The organism is Roseateles oligotrophus (assembly GCF_025717515.1).
GTDB lineage: Bacteria > Pseudomonadota > Gammaproteobacteria > Burkholderiales > Burkholderiaceae_C > Paucibacter_A > Paucibacter_A oligotrophus.
This window is the reverse complement of record NZ_JAJIRN010000007.1, coordinates 99822-118932: the sequence shown is the minus strand read 5'-3', so window position 1 is coordinate 118932 and position 19111 is coordinate 99822. Positions and strand designations below refer to the sequence as shown.

16 protein-coding genes and 1 pseudogene are annotated in these 19111 nt (G+C 62.7%); 1 reads left to right on the top strand and 16 read right to left on the bottom strand.

The features are described from left to right. Positions 1-36 precede the first annotated feature (36 nt). Positions 37-1266 carry a HupE/UreJ family protein gene (locus tag LNV07_RS16110; protein ID WP_263572184.1) on the top strand — a complete coding sequence of 410 codons (1230 nt, stop codon included), beginning with the start codon at positions 37-39 and terminating at the stop codon, positions 1264-1266. Between the two features lie 605 nt (positions 1267-1871). Here the strand turns inward: LNV07_RS16110 and LNV07_RS16105 are convergent. The 16 genes and pseudogenes from LNV07_RS16105 to LNV07_RS16030 all read right to left on the bottom strand — a co-directional run bounded on the left by LNV07_RS16105 (position 1872) and on the right by LNV07_RS16030 (position 19087). Beyond that, complete coding sequence (locus LNV07_RS16105; protein ID WP_263572183.1) at positions 1872-2453, bottom strand: GNAT family N-acetyltransferase; 582 nt, start codon at positions 2451-2453, stop codon at positions 1872-1874. 75 nt (positions 2454-2528) lie between these two features. Continuing rightward, a complete protein-coding gene (locus LNV07_RS16100; RefSeq protein ID WP_263572182.1) occupies positions 2529-2978 on the bottom strand; it encodes a VOC family protein in 450 nt (149 codons plus the stop codon). A 125-nt stretch (positions 2979-3103) separates the two neighbouring features. After that, positions 3104-3550, bottom strand: coding sequence for a GNAT family N-acetyltransferase (locus LNV07_RS16095; RefSeq protein WP_263572181.1), 447 nt, complete (start codon positions 3548-3550; stop codon positions 3104-3106). Between the two features lie 186 nt (positions 3551-3736). Continuing rightward, positions 3737-4441, bottom strand: coding sequence for a DUF1203 domain-containing protein (locus tag LNV07_RS16090; RefSeq protein WP_263572180.1), 705 nt, complete (start codon positions 4439-4441; stop codon positions 3737-3739). Between the two features lie 385 nt (positions 4442-4826). Continuing rightward, entirely contained in the window at positions 4827-4943 is a 117-nt protein-coding gene (locus LNV07_RS16085) for a PEP-CTERM sorting domain-containing protein (RefSeq protein ID WP_263572459.1), read from the bottom strand. Positions 4944-4988: 45 nt separating this feature from the next. Continuing rightward, positions 4989-5531, bottom strand: a pseudogene (locus LNV07_RS16080) (serine hydrolase domain-containing protein); the annotation flags it as partial. An 18-nt stretch (positions 5532-5549) separates the two neighbouring features. Then, on the bottom strand, positions 5550-6080 hold the full coding sequence (locus tag LNV07_RS16075; protein WP_263572179.1) for a serine hydrolase family protein: 531 nt from the start codon (positions 6078-6080) through the stop codon (positions 5550-5552). A 93-nt stretch (positions 6081-6173) separates the two neighbouring features. After that, positions 6174-7154: a glycoside hydrolase family 43 protein gene (locus LNV07_RS16070; RefSeq protein WP_263572178.1), complete on the bottom strand. Its 981-nt coding sequence runs from the start codon at positions 7152-7154 to the stop codon at positions 6174-6176. Positions 7155-7195: 41 nt separating this feature from the next. Then, positions 7196-8188, bottom strand: a complete 993-nt coding sequence (gene yjfF, locus LNV07_RS16065; protein ID WP_263572177.1) for a galactofuranose ABC transporter, permease protein YjfF — start codon at positions 8186-8188, stop codon at positions 7196-7198. After that, complete coding sequence (locus tag LNV07_RS16060) at positions 8185-9264, bottom strand: ABC transporter permease (RefSeq protein WP_263572176.1); 1080 nt, start codon at positions 9262-9264, stop codon at positions 8185-8187. Before LNV07_RS16060 ends, yjfF begins: the two co-directional genes overlap by 4 nt. Beyond that, on the bottom strand, positions 9261-10823 hold the full coding sequence (locus LNV07_RS16055) for a sugar ABC transporter ATP-binding protein (RefSeq protein WP_263572175.1): 1563 nt from the start codon (positions 10821-10823) through the stop codon (positions 9261-9263). The genes LNV07_RS16060 and LNV07_RS16055 overlap by 4 nt, the downstream gene beginning before the upstream one ends. A gap of 3 nt (positions 10824-10826) precedes the next feature. After that, complete coding sequence (locus LNV07_RS16050) at positions 10827-11795, bottom strand: ABC transporter substrate-binding protein (RefSeq protein WP_397545573.1); 969 nt, start codon at positions 11793-11795, stop codon at positions 10827-10829. A gap of 101 nt (positions 11796-11896) precedes the next feature. Next, the gene (locus LNV07_RS16045; RefSeq protein ID WP_263572174.1) at positions 11897-14299 is read right to left on the bottom strand and encodes a glycoside hydrolase family 127 protein; all 2403 of its coding nucleotides are present in this window, start codon (positions 14297-14299) and stop codon (positions 11897-11899) included. Then, positions 14296-15843 carry a glycoside hydrolase family 43 protein gene (locus LNV07_RS16040; protein WP_263572173.1) on the bottom strand — a complete coding sequence of 516 codons (1548 nt, stop codon included), beginning with the start codon at positions 15841-15843 and terminating at the stop codon, positions 14296-14298. Before LNV07_RS16040 ends, LNV07_RS16045 begins: the two co-directional genes overlap by 4 nt. A gap of 4 nt (positions 15844-15847) precedes the next feature. Next, on the bottom strand, positions 15848-17428 hold the full coding sequence (locus LNV07_RS16035) for an alpha-N-arabinofuranosidase (protein ID WP_263572172.1): 1581 nt from the start codon (positions 17426-17428) through the stop codon (positions 15848-15850). A gap of 78 nt (positions 17429-17506) precedes the next feature. Continuing rightward, positions 17507-19087, bottom strand: coding sequence for an aldehyde dehydrogenase (NADP(+)) (locus tag LNV07_RS16030; protein ID WP_263572171.1), 1581 nt, complete (start codon positions 19085-19087; stop codon positions 17507-17509). Between the last annotated feature and the right edge of the window lie 24 nt (positions 19088-19111).

Genomic DNA, 19111 nt, shown 5'->3' with positions numbered 1-19111 from the left:
CTATGGGTGTGCGCCGCATTGGCTGCCGCACACCCGATGCCCGAGAGCCGCCTCTGGGTCGATTCAACGGCGCAGGGCGTCACCTTGACGCTGCAACTGCCGCTGAACCGGCTGGAGTTTGCCTACGGCCAGCCGCTGGTCGACTCCCCCGGCACGGTGCTGGCCCAGCAGAGTGATGGCTTGGCGCGCTACCTGCTGGCCCATATAGGGGCGCGCTCCGGTCAACAAGGCTGGCAGGTGCTGCGACCGCGCTTGGCAGTGGTGGGCAACGATGCCTCAGCAGAGCTGGAGGCCGTGATAGAACTGCGTGCGCCCGCCGGCAGCGACGCCCGTTCATTCACGCTGCTGTACGACGCCATCACTCACGAGGTGCGCACGCACCGCGCACTGGTTTACTTGCGTAACGACTGGGCGGCAGGGCAAGTTGCTGAAGCGGGGCAGTCTGGCCAAGCGCCCTTGCTGCTGGGCGAGTTCGGCCCGGCCCAGAACTCACTGCCTGTCGTGCTTGGCCGCGAGCGCGCCGGGGCCAGCTTTGTCGCCCTGTTCAAGCGCGGTGCCGGCCATATCGCCGAGGGCATCGACCATCTGCTGTTCTTGCTCACCCTGCTACTGGCCGCACCATTGACTGCGGCAGGCGGGCGCTGGCTCGGTGTGCGTCGCCCCTGGCCAGCGGTCAAGCAACTGGCGGCCGTGGTGACGGCCTTCACTGTGGGGCATACGCTCACCCTGGCGCTGGGTAGCACGGGTTTGCTGGCATTGCCGACGGCCTGGGTCGAGGTGGCCGTGGCGGCTTCGATCATCGTCGCTGCGGCGCACGCATGGCGGCCTTTGTTGAAGCAGGGCGAACTGCTGATGGCGGGCGGTTTTGGTCTGCTGCACGGCCTGGCGTTTGCGATCAGCCTATCGGGTGCTGGTCTCAGCTGGAGCCAGCGTGGGCAGGCCTTGCTGGCCTTCAATCTCGGCATCGAGGCGATGCAGCTCTTGCTTGTGCTCGGCGTCGTGCCGCCGCTGCTGCTGCTTGCGCAGCTCGCGCCGCGTGGCTATGCCGCCTTGCGCAACGGCGTCGCTGCTATCGCAGCGGTCGCGGCGACTCTATGGGTGACCCAACGCCTTGGCTGGGAACCGGTGTTGGGGTTCGAATTGATCGACAGCGCCAGCACTTTATGGATACCTGCCGTTACCGCACTGTGGCTCGCGGCGACCTTGGTTTGGGTGCGGCGCAGGCTTCAAGCGGTTTCGATTTCTCCAATATCCACCCTTGATTGAACCGCCTGCTCCAGCCGCCACTGATTGAACAGCATTACCTCGGTGCAGGGCGCCCGCCGACAACTGAATGACGCCTGCGGAACTCGCGGTGTGCTCAGCGATGAACCAGTTGCGGCGGAGATTATCAAATCAAGAGATGAGTACCGCATCTCCTTTATGACCAAATGCTTGCGGGGTCAGAGTCGGAGGCTCTTCAGTTGGACTCTGGTTTGCGACGGTGCAAGCTGCACCCAGCCAACAGTACTGCCGCACGGACGGGGTGTACTTGCGCTGACAGAAAAGCGATAGGTTGGTGCTAGGTTCTGCGTGGCGCGCCGATGACGCCCAGCAACCGCTGCATCGTTGACTTAGAGGTAGGCATTCTGGATGCCCGCTATGGGCACCGAGTTGCCGCGCAGTCAGTGCCCGCGAGATGTCCTGGCCTGAGCCATGCCGACAGTTCGAACAAGCGTCGCATAGCTAACCGTTCGGTTCGCCGACCGTTTTGATCAACCGCGGCTTGCAGGCGATGATGCGACCTTATGCTCCCGACCAGTTTCTGCCATTCAGATGCGCAGTGGGGGCAGCGGCAGGTTGCCCGGAGCCTTCGCTGAAGGAGAGGGAACTCATCGCCTGACGCGCAAGATTTGAGCGGAGCTGTGAGGCAGGTCCGACGAGTGGTTGGCGTCGTACTTGTGCTGAAAGTCCTCCCGGCTGATTCGATAGATTAGGCTGGGTTCCTGCCCAGGAACATCGTCCGTCGTGTCAATCACTCCAAGGCCTGCGCGCTCAAGCGTACGGCGAGAAATTGTGTTTGCGGGGCGAACAAGAGCCAGCACCTCCGGTTCGCAGCGCCCGATGAACGCTTGTGACAATGCCTCTTGGGCGATTGCCGACGCTAGGCCTTGACCCCACACAAGCGGTGAAATGCGGAAGTACAAATTGAGACCAAACCTTGACCCAATATGCTTGCGCATGATGCCGCCAAAACCTAGCACCTCAAGAGATGTGGCGGAACTGCAAACGGCCCAATAGCCGAAGCCTTCTCGATCCCACTGTTCAAGCCAGCCTTCAAAGAGGGCAAGCGCAGTTGCCGGCGTGGGTGGGCCAAATGGGTTATGGGCATTGGTCCTAGGGTCGCAATGTATTTCTAACATTGCACGCAGATGGGAAGCGTCCGGCCTTGCGAAAACGAGGCTTTTGCTCATAGCTTCGGCACCCAATCAAGAGGCGCCGGGCATACCCAGTCATTGAACTTTGACGCCAACTCCAGGCTAGCTGCATCATCGCGTGTAGTCATTGCGCTCCTCTGCCACGGTGGACAGATACTCAATGAACTCAAACTGCAGCTCGTCCGCCTCAATGAAATAGGCGCTTTTGCGATGTGGGTGTGATGCGCCCAGGTGATCAACTTGATACCCTGCAGCGTTCAGGCGATCGATGAGCGCGCTGAGCGAGGGGACGACCATTCCTATGTGCTTGATGCCGACCTGTGGCTCCTTCCAATTGAGGCCGCTGCCTTCCCCGCCACTTTGCAAGGCGATGTAGCTGCTCGGCGTACCGACATGCAGCCAATGAACTTCTTTCCCGAACCAGTCCATTTTTCCGCGACCTCGAATGCGCCAATTGGGCATGGCGGTGAGCAGAAATTTGGTGGTCTGATCCAGATTTTTGACCGTGACGTTGACATGTTCAAGGTATCCATCGGACATGGATTGGACTTTTGTGTGCATGGCGGTGATGTTTATTGAAAGCGACTCATGCTCTGAGTGAGCGCTTGTGGTGAATGGCCCGTGCAAGGCCGCGAGGAAATGGGACCCCTGCAATGACTGAGGTGCGTGTCAGCCGAAATGCCGAGTTAGGCAGCGGTATTCGCCTCACCGAGCTTGGGCCGCCTATAGGCCATGCCGACAGAGCGTGGCGCGGTGTTGACGAAGCCAAATTGAGCATACAGTTCTTGCGCCCGGCCATCCGCCATCAGGCTGACATAGCCGCTCAAGGGAACCTGGGTTTCGATGTATTTCTGGATCTCGGTCATGATGAGTTTGCCCAGGCCGCGCCCCTGATGCGGCTTCAATACTGCGATATCTACGACCTGAAAGAAACAGCCCCCGTCGCCGATCACCCGCCCCATGCCGACCGGTTGTGCTCCATGAAAAATCTGCACCGCGAAGAGCGTATTGGGCAGGCCTCGGCTTGCGGCCTCGTCGGTCTTGCCGCTGAGGCCAGACCCTAGGCGCAGCGCCTGGTAGGCCTGAACCGAGGGCGTTTCATGCACGGCAAGGTAATCGATCGGAATATTCATTCCGGCTCGAGTAATGAGTTGGCCCGCAGGCTTTGAGAAGAGTGAACTTGAGAAGCTGCAGCAGTTGAGGCCTGCGGGAGTTTGAGGGGGATTCGCAATATATGATAAATGCCCAATGAAACCAGCGCGTAGCAGGTACAGCAGGTACAACAGTCGCATCAGCAAAAACACATAGGCGGGCCGTCATCAAGCCCGCTCGATCCGACATCCATAGCAACCGTAGCCGGCGAATCTGGCCAACACAAAGTCAACACGGTCTTGGGCCAATAGCTGGCGCAACCCGGTTTCGGCTGCTTCTGGCGTGGTCAACAAGGCATCGACGATGCGCTCTGCTTTGGAATAGGCCCGCAGTACAAAGACCTTGCCGAAGTAGCCGGTGTCTGCGCCTATCGGCAGGACGCCAAGCTCAGGCGTGGCGGTAGATGCCTCGGCAAGGACATAGACCGGCCCATATTCCTTGTAGGGGCCCGGCATGCTGAAAGGGCAATAGCTGGCAAGAATGATGGCTTCACCGGGCAAGGCCGCCCGCAACACATCTCGGCAGGGTTCCCCGCCGACGGCGATATGTCTTTCCACCGGCTGGTCGAGGTCGTCAAGGCCTTGCGTCCTGACCTTATCCAGAAATTCAGCGCGAATAGGTCGGATCTTGTAGCTCGGGGTAAGCATGTCTGTTTGCCTATCAATAGAAGCGGCGATGCGCGTTTGAGCAGGCACGCAGGGTTTCGGGTTCGCCCGCTTGATTGGCGGGCACGAAGAAGAGCCGCAGCCACGGTCGCGAGCCGGTTTTTGGTTTCCGGTATCAGGGGCGTGACATGTTGTGGCAGCCAAAAGTCTTGGGCTGTCTGCATTGTCAGAACTATGGCGCGCTTCGCCCACCCGATTCTTGCGCATGCACTTGGCTGGGCTTAATGCCGCCGTGGCAAGCGCTTAATGCGGAGGCCCCGACCACCAACCGTGCAACGAAATGCGCAATTGCAGCGGCCGCCAGCAGCAGTCGTTGGCTGGCCAAAATCAAAGGACTGCACCCAGCCTTCTAGCATCGGGCGATCTCGCGCGGCGGACGACTGCAACGGGCAAATATCTGACGTCCAAATTCAGCGGGTAATCGGGTCGAATGCGCAATTTGATTACGAATCTATCGGCAAGATCTGGAGTGCCTCGGCACAACCGCTCTTCCCGACTTCGCCCCCCTGCCGCACAACGCGCGCAGCGACTTGGGCGCGGTCCCGGGGCTTTGAGCATCGCTGGATGTCCTGCGTGCAAGCCTAGGCCGGATTTACAGGGGTCCCAAGCGGCGATGGGCGAGGCCGGCAATCAGGCCCAAGCCCAAAAGCAGCATCGCATAGGTCTGTGGCTCCGGTACCGCAACTGCCTGCAGGATGGCTTGATGCATCTGCAAAGTGAGAGGCATCACGTTTTCAATGCTGGTCTTGTCGGTCGCAAAAACAAAAACCAATTTATGTTCGATGTCGATCCAGCTATGAAAACCTCTTGCGCCGCCGGCAAGAACATCAGCCTCTCCAGCCTGCCCTAACCATACGCCGATGCCGTAATCCTGCTGAGTCTCACCATCGGTGGCTTGGCGCGTGAGCATTGTCGTCACCGCGCCGGCACTGAGTACATGGGTCCCATTGCGGGCGTCGCCCTTGTTGAGCAGCATGTCCATAAAGCTGCCGTAATCGGCCGCTGTGGAGCTGAGACCACCGGCCACGCGCGGGTTGAGGGAATTGGCGCTCGGCACCACGAAACCGGTGTGGCTCATAGCCAATGGGGACAGAATTCGGTCGTTCAACAGTGACGAAAATGACTGCCCCGTCGCTATTTCTGCGGCCGCCCCGGCGGCTTGCATTGAGAGCGCACCATAGGCGAATGTGCTGCCGGGCAGGCTACTCATAGGCTGCGTCGAAATCAGCGCTGCGGCCGCCTGCAAGTCTGCCGCATCTCTGATCGCGGTCGAGCCGACTTCGTCGCTGGGCAAGCCCGAGGTGTGGCTGAATGCTTAGCGAACGGTGATGTCGCGCTTGTCGACGACGGCCTGGAACGAAGGCAGAAGCGCGCTGAGCTTGGTATCGAGGGTGAAGTTGCTATGCGTGTCGGTCACCGACATCATCAGCGCGCCGCTGATGGTCTTGGTGCTGCTATCGATGCCGGCATTTTGTCCCTGCGTCCAAACACCAAAAGACTGGTGATAGATCGACTGCCCGCCTTGAAGCACGAGCAACTCGAACCCGCTTACCGCGCTGCCTACATTCGTGCCGGCGACTGCGCCTTGAGCCAGACCGGTCAAAGTGTCGAATTGCCCTGCGGCCATTGCCACATTGTTTGAAATCAAACATGAGGCAAGCAGCGCCGCGATGGCGAGTTTGGAACGGAGAAACATGGCGAGTCCTTTTGACAAGGTTTTGTTCGGGTGAAGAACCACCGAAACACTCGCGATGGGGATGCCGGACTCTACTATCGATGGGCTCAGCCACCTACCCCCCAAATAGACGGAGGCGCCGATCGCGATATCGAGGGACTTGCTTCCCAATTGCCTTGGTCCAATCACCAAGGCCACCAAGGCTGCGGCAAATGCGGCAAGGCCCGCTGCTCGGCGCCGGACGCCCATCTGTCAGTCGCGGCCCTACTTCTTCTTCACCTTGCAGCCCGGCGACGGGTTCGCCTTGGGGCCGGCCAATGTCTGCTCGATCGGCACAATCGTGCCGTCGGCCCGGTAGTGCAACTCTTCGACCGCCACCGAGCGGCGGAACTCGGAGCCGCCGGGCAGCTTGGCGTTGTGATAAAAAATATAGCTCTTGCCGTTGAAATCGATGATGGAGGTGTGGATGGTCTTGACGCCGCTGTTCATCGCCATGATGACGCCGCGCGGCATCCAGGGTCCCGTCGGGCTGGGGCCGGTTTGGTAAGCGGTCTCCTCAGGGAAGCCCTGCGAGTAGCTGAGATAGTAGGTAGCGCCGCGCTTGTGCATATAGGCCGCCTCGGTGAAGGGCTCCACCGGCATCACCTTGTAATCACCGTCCAACTCGGTCATATTGGGTTTGAGCCTGGCGTATTTGAGGAAGGTATTGCCCCAGTACAAATGGGCCGAGCCGTCGTCATCAACGAACACCGCCGGGTCGATATCGTCCCAATGGATGTCGGTCTGTTTGGTCATGTCATTGGTGATCAGCGCCGTGCCGCGCGCGTCAACGAAGGGGCCGGTGGGGCTGTCCGACACCGCCACACCGATAGACAAGCCCGGCACCGTCGCATGTTCGACGGTCGAATAGAAATAGTATTTATTGCCCTGCTTGACCACATGCGCGGCCCAGGCCCGGCCCTTGGCCCAAGCGAATGTCTTGGCCTGGATCGGCGAGCCGTGATCCACCCAATGCCGCATATCGCAGCTGGAGTAGACCCTCCACTCGTTCATCACATAGTCCTTGTCATCGGGCTTGGCCTCGTCGACGCCGACATAGGCATAGACGCGCCCGCCGTCGCTCAAGGCGACCGGGTCGGCGGTAAACAGCTTGGGGAAGATCGGATTGGCGGCCCGCGCGGGCGGCGCGAACTCCAGCAGACAGGCCAGGGCAAGGGCCAGCAGCGCGACGAATTTGACGGACATGGGAGGTTTGCTTTCTTGACGCATTTTCTTCGAAAGGGATTTCAGGGCTTAGCACGCAGGGCGAGCAGCCGCTGCACGAGGCAAAACACAAACAGCAGACCGCCGATGACGATCTTGGTCCACCAGCTGCTGAGCGTGCCGTCAAAGGCGATCAGGGTCTGGATCAGGCCCAGCGTCAAGACACCGGACAAGGCGCCGGCCACATAGCCATAACCCCCTGTCAATACGGTGCCGCCGATCACCACGGCCGCAATCGCATCCAGCTCGGTGCCCTGCGCATGCAGACCATATCCTGACAGCATATAAAAGGAAAACAGCACGCCACCCAAGGCGGCGCAAAAACCGCTGAAGGCATAGGTCAGCACCTTGGTGCGCGCCACCGGCAGGCCCATCATCAGCGCCGACTGCTCGTTGCCGCCGATCGCGTAGACCGCGCGGCCAAAGCCGGTCCAATGCGCCAGCCAGATGCCCAGGGCCAGCACCGCCAAGGCGATCAAGGCAGCCGGCGAAACAAAGCCACCCAGCAGCGGCACATGCAATTGGGTTTGCGACAGACCGACGAACAAGGGCTCGTCAATCGTGATCGAGTTGATGCTGACAAGAAAGCACAGGCCGCGCGCCAAAAACATGCCGGCCAGCGTGACGATAAAGGGCTGCAGCTTGAAATAGTGAATCAGCGCGCCCATTGCCGCACCGAACAAGCCGCCGGCCAGCAACACCAGCGCCAGCACCAACAGCGGTGGCCAATGTGCGACCTGCAACAGCCAGCCCGTCAGCATGGTCGTCAGGGCCAGCACCGAACCGACCGACAGATCAATGCCACCGGACAGAATCACAAAGCTCATGCCCACCGCGATGACCAGCAAATAGGCGTTGTCGATCAGCAGATTGAGCAGCACCTGCACCGAGGCAAAGCCCGCATAGCTGGCGCCGCCCAGGCCGAACAAAGCCAGCAACAAGCCGACGGTGACCAGCGAGGCGAAGCCGGGTGCTGCCGTCAGACGGCGCAGCGACAACAAGGCAGGCGCGCTCATGCCTTGCCCCTCAACAGGCGCCGGCCCAGCCGCTTGAACTCGCTCGATTGCGAAAGGCAGACCAGAAAGACGACAACAGCCTTGACCACCATATTGACCTCGGGCGGCACGCCCAGCGAGTAGATCGTGTAGGTCAGAGTCTGGATGATCAACGCACCGATCAGGCTGCCAATTAGGCTGAACTTGCCGCCATTGAGCGAACCGCCACCCAGCGTCACCGCCAGGATCGCGTCCAGCTCCAGAGCCAGGCCGGCGTTATTGGCGTCGGCGCTCTTGATGTTGGAGGCAATCATCAGGCCCGCCAGGCCGGCGCAAAGGCTGCAATACACATAGACAAAAAAGATCAAGGCGGCGGTCTTGATGCCGGCTAGGCGCGCCGCCACCGGGTTGATGCCGACCGCTTGTATGAACAGGCCCAGCGCCGTCTTGCGCATCAGCAAACTGGTCAGCCCGAACACCGCCAGCACCAGCCAGAGCGCGAACGGCAGGCCGAACAAATAGCCGCTGCCGAGAAAGAAGAACGGCGGGTAGTAGACGGTGACGATCTGCCCATCGGTGAAAAGCTGGGCCAGGCCGCGCCCGGCCACCATCAGGATCAAGGTGGCGATGATGGGCTGCAGCCCGAGGCCGGCCACCAACAAACCGTTCCAGACACCGCACAGCAGCGCCGCGCCCAAGGCCGCCAGCAGCGCCCAGGCCATCGGAATATGGCTGACATAGACCGGCAGGCCGCCCTCCATCGTCAGCCGCCCGCCGACCAGCAGCGCCGCCACCGTGCCGGCGATCGCCACCACCGCGCCCACCGACACATCGATGCCGCGCGTGGCGATAACCAGCGTCATACCCAGCGCGGCCAGCATCAAGGGTGCGGCACGGTTGATGATGTCGATCAGGCTGCCGTAAAGATGCCCTTCCTTGATCTCCAGCGCGAAAAAGCCCGGAATGCACAGCAGGTCGATCAGCAAGAGCAGCGCCAGCGCCGCCAGCGGCCGCAGCAAGGTTTGCTGCAAGAACTGGCGCGGCACTGCCCTATCTGCACTCGGGCGGCGCGCCACCGGCAGGCTGGCCGCGCTCATGCCGCCAACTCCAGCGCTTCACCGGCGATCACCGCCAGCAACGAGGCTTCGCTCAGTTCGCCGCGCGCATATTCGCCGCCGGCCTGGCGGTCACGCAGCACCAGCAGCCGGTCGCTGCAGCGCAGCACCTCGGGCAGCTCGGAGGAGATGAACAAAACGGCCATGCCCTGGCCGTCGGCTTGTCGGCTCAGCGCCGTCACATAGTCCATGATTTCTTCCTTGGCCCGCACGTCGATGCCGCGTGTCGGTTCATCCAGGATCAGCAGCTTGGGGCTGGTCACCAACCAGCGCGCCAGCAGGGCTTTTTGTTGATTGCCGCCCGAGAGCAGGCCGATCGGCATCTCGGCGTCGGGCGTCTTGATGCCCAGGCGCGCGATGTAATGATCGGCCAGCTCGCGCTGCTCGGCGGCCGGAATGGCGCGCAGCAAGCCCTTGCGCGCCTGCAGCGCCAGCACGATGTTCTCGCGCACCGACAGCTCAAGAATCGCGCCCTCATGCTTGCGATCCTCGGAGCAAAAGCCGATGCCGGCGGCGATCGCATCGCGAGGCGATGCGAACAAGCGCGCTGCTTGCCCACCGGTCTGGATGCTGCCACTGTCCGCCGCATCGGCACCGAACAGCAGGCGCGCGGTTTCGGTGCGGCCCGAACCAAGCAGGCCGCACAAACCCAAGACCTCACCCGCGCGGATTTCAAGATCCAGCGGCTTCAACATGCCCCGGCGGCCCAGCCCCTCGGCGCGCAAGACCGGCCGGCCCCGGGCCGCCCCGGGGCCGGCCTGCGCCGGCTGTTCCAGCGGCTGGGCCGACTCGGCCGGCGCGCCGACCATTTTGTTGACCAAGGCCAGCCGGCTGAGTGCGCTACAGGCGTATTCACCCTCGGTCTCGCCATTGCGCATCACCGTGATGCGATCCGAGATAGCGTAGGTCTGCTCCAGAAAATGGGTGACGAACAGGATCGCCATGCCCTGCTCGCGCAGGCGCCGCAAGACGCCGAACAGCAGCTGCACCGCGGCCTCGTCGAGGCTGGAGGTCGGCTCATCCAGAATCAGCACGCGCGCCGAAATATTCAACGCCCGCGCGATCGCGACCATCTGCTGGATCGACAGCGAATAGCGTGACAAGGGCGCCCGCACATCGATGTCTATGTGCATCTGCGCCAGCAAGCGCCGCGCCTCGGACTGCATCAAGCGCCAGTCGATGGCGCCGAACAGGCCGGCGCGCGGATAGCGACCGATGAAGATGTTTTCCGCCACCGACAGGTTCGGGCAAAGATTGACTTCTTGATAGACGGTGCTGATGCCCAGCGCCTGCGCGTCCAGCGTCGAGCGAGGCGCGATCGGCCGCCCGTCCAGCCGGATGCTGCCCGCGTCGGCCTGGTAAAGCCCCGTCAACACCTTGATCAAGGTCGACTTGCCGGCGCCGTTCTGCCCCATCAAGGTATGCACCTCGCCGGGAAACAGGCGCAGGCTCACATCGCTGAGCGCCTTGACGCCGGGGAAGCCTTTATCGATGCCGGACAGCTCCAATACAGGCTGCGGCACATTCGCTGCTGCGTCCATTGCTCAATAACGTCGGTTCGGCAATTCCTTGGCGGCCACTTCGGCGGGGAACACGCCCTCGAGGGTGGTGATTCGCTTGGCCACCGTCTTGCCGGCCACCACCTCGCGGGCCAGCTGCATCAGCTGCGGGCCGAGCAGCGGATTACATTCGACCGTAACGTTCAATTTACCCGCCAGCATCGCCTCGAACGCGCCTTTGACGCCGTCGATCGAGATGATGAGGATGTCTTTGCCCGGTTTCAGCCCGGCCTCTTCGATCGCCTGGATCGCGCCGATCGCCATATCGTCGTTGTGGGCGTAGAGCACATCGATCTTTTTGTCCTTGGCTTTCAAGAAGGCTTCCATCACCTCCTTGCCCTTGGCGCGAGTGAAGTCGCCGGACTGCGAGCGGCTGATCTTCAGCTTGGGGTTGCCAGCGATGACTTCCTCGAAGCCCTTCTTGCGGTCCAGCGCCGGGGCCGATCCGACCGTGCCTTGCAGCTCGACGATGTTCAAGTCGGCGCCTGGATTCTTGGCAGCTCGCTCGAGCAGCCAGCGGCCGGCCTTGCGACCCTCTTCGACAAAGTCGGAGCCGATGAAGCTGACGAATAGCGAAGGGTCGGACACATTGACCGCCCGGTCGGTCAGGATGACCGGAATCTTGGCCGCCTTGGCCTCGCGAAGGACCGTGTCCCAACCCGATTCCACGACCGGCGAAAAGGCGATCACATCAACCTTCTGCGCGATAAAGCTGCGGATCGCCTTGACCTGGTTCTCTTGCTTTTGCTGCGCGTCGGCGAACTTCAGCGTCACGCCGTCCTGCTTGGCGGCGGCCTTGATCGAGGCGGTATTGGCGCTGCGCCATTCGCTCTCGGCGCCGACTTGGGAGAAGCCCATGACCAGCGGCGCGGCGGGGGCCGCAACAGCTGCGCCGAACGCGGCCGACGACGCCAGCAACAACAAGGATCTGCGGGCCAAAATATTCATTTTCATCATCGGTCTCCAACTCGTTTTTGTAAGGGCAATGCTAGGGTCAGCTCAGATAACTGACTAATCACATTTACCTCGCGTTCCATGCCAATTTCGGCATGGCTTCAGCGCAGCAAGCGCAGCCCATAGAGGCCGCCGGCCACGCTGCCCGGCCTGGCCACCAGCTTGACGAGCAACTTGCCGGCCGAGGCCTGCACCAGGTCGGGGGGCAACGCAAAGTCGCGGGAGTAGATTTCCTGTTCGGCGTCGGCGCCCAGCGTGAGCTCGGCGATCAGGCGCTCATTGACGAAGAGATCAAACTGCCGCCCCGCATCCAGCCTGGAAAAACTCAGGCGCAGCGCCTTGGCCTGCAAGGCCTTGTCGCCCAATTCATAGCTGAACCAGCCGCGCGCATGGCGCCAGCGCTGGTCTTTGTTCAGGCCAGCCTCCACGCCTTCGCCCTTGAAACCATGGTCGCTTTCCGGTTGCTGCTCGCCCGGCGCCACCTGGTCGATGGTCTGAGCATCCAGCAGCAGGCGTTCACGCTCGGCCGCCACCAGGCCCAGGCGCCATTGACTCAGCTGGGCCGGGGTTGAATGCGCAAAATACATCGTGTAGCGCGAGTCATGCAGGCGGAAAAATGGGATGAAGCGCAGCCCCTGAGCGCCCTTGCCCTGCAGCAGCGAGCCGGCGCTGAAGGTCAGCGGCTGCCCCGCCACCGGTTTGAATCGTTTGATGAAATCCCGGCTGTCGCTGACGAACAGCGGCGAGGCCGCTTGCGGGCAGACCGGCCCCTGGGCGATATGGCCCATGCGCGAGTCATCGGCCAGAAAGTTCAGCCGCTCGCCCGGGAAGGGGTCGGTCTTGGCCGCCAACACGATGGGGCCGTGCAGGACCGCGTAATGTTTGCCGGCCTTGGCGGCCTCCCCCGCCTCTCCCGCCCCTTCCGGTAAAGCCTCCAGTTGCGTGCGCATGGGCAGCGTGATCGCGACGCTATCGCCGGCCAGCCAGTCGCGCAGCGGGATCTCGACATAATCTCCAGGATTGGCTGACAGTTTCAGCGCCCGGCCGTTCAGCTTGACGCGCAACTGGCCGGCCGCCACCCAGGAGGGATAACGGACCTTCAGCGCAAAGCGGCCACCCTGGTCTATGCGGATCAGGCTGCTGCCCCGATCCGGGAAATTTGTGCGCTGGCTCAGGCGCACACCCTTGTCGCGCCAGTTCAGCGTCGAGGCGATGAACAGATTGACGTAGAGCGCGTCACCATCCTGGGCGTAGATGAACTCGCCGTATTTGGCATGGCTCTCCAGCCCCGAGCCGACACAGCACCACATGCCCTGGTCGGCCTGGGAATAGACCCGGTAATGATTCGCCCGCATCGGCGTGAAGTAGACAAAGCCGCCACTGCCCGGCCGCTGCGAGGACAGGATGTGGTTGTACAGCGCGCGCTCGTAATAGTCGGCATAGCGTGCCTGAGCTCGGCCATCGGATTCACCAAGAAACAGCGCCTCGGTCAGCTTGAGCATGTTGTAGGTGTTGCAGGTCTCCGGCCCTTCCACCTCGTTCAGCATCGGCGTGAAATCACTGTCGGCGTGAAAATGCTCTTTGACGCTATTGCCGCCAATCGCCACCGTGCGCCGACTCACCACGGTCTGCCAAAAGAACGCGGCAGCGCGGGCGCCGGCCGCATCCCCGCCCAAAGCGGCGATGCGCTGGAAGCCGATCACCTTGGGGATCTGCGTGTTCGCATGCAGGCCGCTGAGCTTGTCTTGGGCCGCGCTCAAGGGCTGCAGAATTTGCTGGTGCGAGAAGCGCTGGGCCAAGACCAGAAACTTCTTCTCGCCGCTCAAGGCGCTCAGCTCGGCGAACACCTCGTTCATGCCGCCATGCTCGCTGCGCAACATCTGCTGCATCTGCGCGTCGCTGAGCGGGTCGGTCAGCGCCAGCGCCCAGTCAGCCATCGCTATCAGCAACTCGCGGGCCTGCTCACTGCCCGCATGGCGCCAAGCGTCCAGCAGGCCGGCGTAGGTCTTGTGCAGGTTGTACCAGGGCACCCAGCGGCCGTTGAGCGAGAAGTTGTCGACCGCCATCTTGCCCTCGGCCAACTGCCCCCAGGCCTGGGCGCCTGCGGGGATGCCGCCCAGATAGCCATTGCCATTGCCCTCCTGGCAGCGCTTCAATTCGGCGACCACATAGTTCAAGCGCTGCAAGGCCTGGGCGTCGCCTGTAGAGGCCACCATCAGCGCCAGTGCCGACAAATAATGCCCGGCCATATGGCCGTCCAACCCGCTGGACTCCCAATTTCCATAACTCTGCGCCTTGGCGGGCAGGCCGGCTTCGCGCAAAAACGGCGCCAGCAGCCGGTCGGCGTCCAGCGCCAGCAGATAGCGCAGATCGGTGTCTTGGGCCTGCAAAAACGGGCCCTCGCTCAAGCGCACATCGGCGAGCGGAAACAGCTCGGCGGCCCGCGCCCGCGGGGTCAGGGTGCAAGCGCTGGCCAGCAGCAAGACAGCAAGGCGCCGCATCATTCGCCGGTGCGTGCACCCCAGATCGACATGCCCTCGGCCGATTGCGCCGTGAAGCTGACGACGAAAGCACCGGCATTGCTGTTCCACTGCCGGCTCAGCACGCCGCTGAAGCTGCCGCCGGTGCTCAGCGTGATCGTCAGCTTGTTGCTGCCCTTGTGCAGCCAGCTGCCGCTGACCGCGCCGCTGACCGTGCCGTCGCCAGATAGCTTGATCGCCGACGAGGGCTTCAGCGTCGCGCTGATGTCCTTGCCGTGATTGATCATCTTGTAGCTGCCCGCCGCCTCGGCGCTGCTGACCGCTGCGGTCTGCGCCGGCGTGGCCAGGCTCAGCGGTGCGTAACGAAACGGCGCCACCACCAGCCAGCCGTCCTCGTTGAGGAACATCTCGTGCACGCGGATCTCATGCGCCTCCCCGGTGCCGGGGAAGCGGGTATGAAAGATCAGAAAGTACTGGCCGGTCACCGCGTCGTAATAGGCCGAGTTGTGGCCCGGCGACACATAGCCCAGCGCCGTGCCGGACTCGCCCGAGGCCAGCGCAAACTGATGATTGCCCATCAGCTTCTGCCCATGGGGAGCGATGCTGGCGTCATCGAACAAGGGCTTGGCCGGGTCGGACTTGACCGCAGCCATGTCCTTGCCGGCGGCGTCCAGATAGGGGCCGTCGGGCTTCAGCGAGCGCGCCAGCCGAAGGTTGTAGGCGCCATTGGCGTCCAGCCCGCCAAAGGAAGTAAACAGGTAGTAGTACTTGGAGACCGGGCTGTACAAGACATAAGGGCCTTCGATGCGCGAGTGGTTGCCGCCCATCAGGTGCTTGCCATAACCCTGACCGGCCACGGGCAGGCCACTGCTCCCATCCATGGCCAGGACGAAGATACCTCCCGAGTAGCTGCCGTAGACCATCCATAGTTTGCCGTCGGCGTCTCTGAACACATTCGGGTCAACGACATTGGGGTGCTTGAGCGCGTCGTAGACCGTACCGTCCTCGCTGGCCAGGCCCCACATGCCAGACCTGAGGATGATCTGCTTGTTGACGTAAGGGCCTTCGACCTTGTCGGCCACGGCCACGCCTAGCGCCGAGCGGGGCGAATCGCCCTTGCAGGAGTTGTAATAGAAGTAGTACTTGCCGTCGTCAAGCTTGGCCACATCGGCCGCCCAGAGGCCCGTCACCGTGGTCCAGGCAAAGGTGTCGGCCAAGGCGGTGCTGACCTTGTTGAACAGCGGGTTGGCATCATTGACGCCGTCGGCAAGCTTGGTCCAGTTCATCAAGTCCGTGGACTTGGCCGCCGCCAGATGCGAGCCGAAGACGTAATAGACGCCGTCGACCCGGATCACCGAGGGGTCATGCACGGCGGTGTTGGCGAAACTCAGCGGCGCCTGTGTGGCGGGAGCGGGGGCCGGCGAAGGTGCTGGTGCTGGTGCTGGTGTTGGGGCTGGGGCTGGCGCAGCGGCCTCGCTGCCGCCGCCACCACCACAGGCCACCAGGCCCAACGTTGCCGCCGCCGACGAGGCCAGCACGAACTGCCGCCTCAATTGATTGGTCGTCATGGCTTCAGCGCTCCAATGCCAGCACGACCACGGCCTTGGCCGGGACTCGCAGCGTCAGCTTGCCGTCGACCGCCTTGGCCTTGAATTGCTGGGGCTTGATCGCCTCGGGCGAATTGAAACTGTTCCGCGCATCCATGGTCGCGGCCGTCAGCACCCGCCCATTGGCGGCGCTGAACGAGTCCCCATTGACCACCAGGTTCAGCTCAAGCGCTTGATTAGGATTGCTATTGACCAGCGACAGATAGACCTTGCCGTCCTTGGCTCGCGCGGCCGAGGCGCTCAGGCCGGGGACACTGGTGGCGCCCAGCGTGTAGGCCGGGTTGTTGCCGATGCTCAGCGGCAACTGCGTCGCGCCCTGGAAAGGCACATACATCTCGTAGGCGTGATAGGTCGGCGTCAGCAGCATCTTGTCGCCGTCCGTCAGGATCATCGCCTGCAGCACATTGACCATCTGCGCGATATTCGTCATCTGCACCCGGTCGGCATGGGCGTGGAAGATATTGAAGTTGAGTGCCGCCACCACCGCGTCGCGCAAGGTGTTCTGCTGGAACAAGAAGCCCGGGTTGCTGCCGGGCTCGACGTCGTACCAAGTGCCCCATTCATCAACGTAGAAGCCAATCTTCTTCTTGGGGTCGTTTCTATCCAGCACCGCCTTGTTGTTGGCGATCATCTGGTCGAGCTTCAAGGTATTGGCCAGCGTCGATATCCACTCTTGCTCGCCAAAGCCGGTGGCCGCGCCCTTGCCTTCCCATTTGCCGGTCGGGATGGTGTAGTAGTGGAAACTGATGGCGTCTATATTCCAAGTTATGGACTTGCTCAGCACATCGGTCCACTTGGTGTCGTGGTCATTGCCGCCGCTGGCGATGAATTTGGGCTTGGACTTTTCCGGTGTCTTCAGGAAGCTGACCGCGTTCTTGTACAGATCGGCGTAATGCTCGGGCGTCATATTGCCGCCGCAGCCCCAGGCCTCATTGCCGACGGCAAAGTAGGGAACCTTGAAGGGCTGCTCGCGGCCGTTCTGGCGGCGCAAGTTGGCCAAGGTCGACTTGCTGTCCGAGCTCATGTACTCCAGCCATTCGGACATCTCCTGCACGCTGCCCGAACCGAGGTTGCCGTTCACATAGGCCTCGGCGCCGAGCAGATCGATCAGGTCGAAAAACTCATGCGTGCCGACGGCATTGCTCTCCTCGACGCCGCCCCAGTTCGTGTTGACCTTGACCGGCCGCTTGGCACGCGGACCGATGCCGTCGCGCCAATGGTATTCGTCGGCAAAGCAGCCGCCGGGCCAGCGCACCAGCGGCACCTGCAGCTTCTTCAGCGCGCCGACCACGTCATTGCGCCAGCCACGGGTATTGGGCGTCTTGGACTTGGGGCCGACCCAGAGCCCTTCGTATATGCCGGTGCCCAGATGCTCGGCGAACTGGCCGTAGATGTTCTTGTTGATGACGACGCCCGGCTTGTCGGCCTCGATCAGCAACTGCACCTGCGGCGCATCGCTGGCGGCAGCGTGAGCCCTCTCGTGGAGCGCCAGGCCCGCCAGCAAGCCCGCCGTCAGCCCGACGGCAAAGGTCAAATGCTTGTTCATGTTTTGTCTCCGTACTTTCTTTTGATGCCTAGCGGTACATTGCCGCGGGCTGTCTTGTTGCTGCGTTTATTGCTGCATCTACTGCTGCGTCAGCACGCCGTCACGGCGCCGCCACAGCGCGCGCTGATTGGCGTCGCGCAAGACTTCGGGCAAGAGCGCTTGCGGCAGGTTCTGGTAGCTGACCGGGCGCAAGAAGCGTGCAATTGCGGCCGTTCCGACCGAGCTGCTGCGGCCGTCCGAGGTGGCCGGGAACGGCCCGCCATGCACCATCGCGGTGGATACCTCGACCCCGGTCGGGAAGCCATTCGCGAGGATGCGGCCAACCTTGCGCTCGAGCAGCGGCAGCAGTTGCGCGGCCAACGCCAGATCACCATCGTCTTCCACCTGCAACTGCAAGGTGGCAGTCAATTGCCCCTCCAGGCCGGCGGCGATTTGCAGCAGCTGCGCCATGTCGCGGCAAGCCACCAGCAAGGAGGCCGGGCCGAAGATTTCGGCCGCCAAAGCATGGTTGCCCAGGAAGGCATCGCCGCTGCTGATGAACAGGCTCGGGCTGCCCTGGCAGGCTTGGCTCTGACCCCGGCGCAGCGCCTTGACCTGCGGCTGCGCGGCCAGCAATTGCTCGCTTTGCTGATAACTGGCGGCGATGCCGCGCGTCAGCATGGTCGCTGCCGGCACCTGGGCCAGCGCCGCGGATGCCGCCTCGGCGAAGGCATCAAATGCAGGGCCTTCGAGCGCCAGCACCAGGCCGGGATTGGTGCAGAACTGGCCGACGCCCATCACCAGCGAGGCCGCAAAACCCTTGGCGATTTCCTCGCCTCTTGCGCTCAGGGCGGCGGGCAGGATGAAGACCGGGTTGATGCTGCTCATCTCGGCGTAGACGGGAATCGGCTGTGGCCGCGCCGCGGCGGCCGCCATCAGCGCCGTGCCGCCGGCGCGCGAGCCGGTGAAGCCGACCGCCTGAATCGCCGGATGGCTGACCAGCGCCTTGCCGACCGAATTGCCGGTGCCGGTCAAGAGCGCGAACACACCGGCCGGCAACCCGCATTGACGCAGCGCCGCCTGCACCGCGCGGCCGACCAGCTCCGAAGTGCCGGGATGCGCCGAATGCGCCTTCACCACCACCGGGCAGCCGGCCGCCAAGGCCGCCGCCGTGTCGCCGCCCGCCACCGAGAAGGCGAGCGGGAAATTGCTGGCGCCGAACACCGCCACCGGCCCCAGGCCAATCATGCGCAGGCGCAGATCGGGCCGTGGCGGCACGCGCTCGGGCAAGGCGCTGTCAAAGCGAGGGTCCTGCCAGCTCCCCTCGCGCAGCAACTCGGCAAACAGCTTCAGCTGATTGACCGTGCGGCCGCGTTCGCCTTCCAGGCGCGGGCGTGGCAGGCCGCTTTCGGCCATTGCACGCAGGATCAGCTCGTCGCCCAAGGCCAGAATCTGCGCGGCAATCGCCTCCAGAAACTCGGCCCGCTGCGCGTCGCCGGTGGCGCGGTATTCATCAAAAGCCGCCTGGGCCAGGCCGCAGGCCAGCTCGATCTGCTGCGCGCCGACGGTGAAGAATTCCGGTTCGATGGCCTCAAACAAGCTTGGGTTGAAGGCATAGAGCCCGGGCTCGCTGCCCTTGACCGACTCGCCGCCGATCAATGCATATCCGTTTATATTCATGGTTATTGGTCCGATCAATCCGGC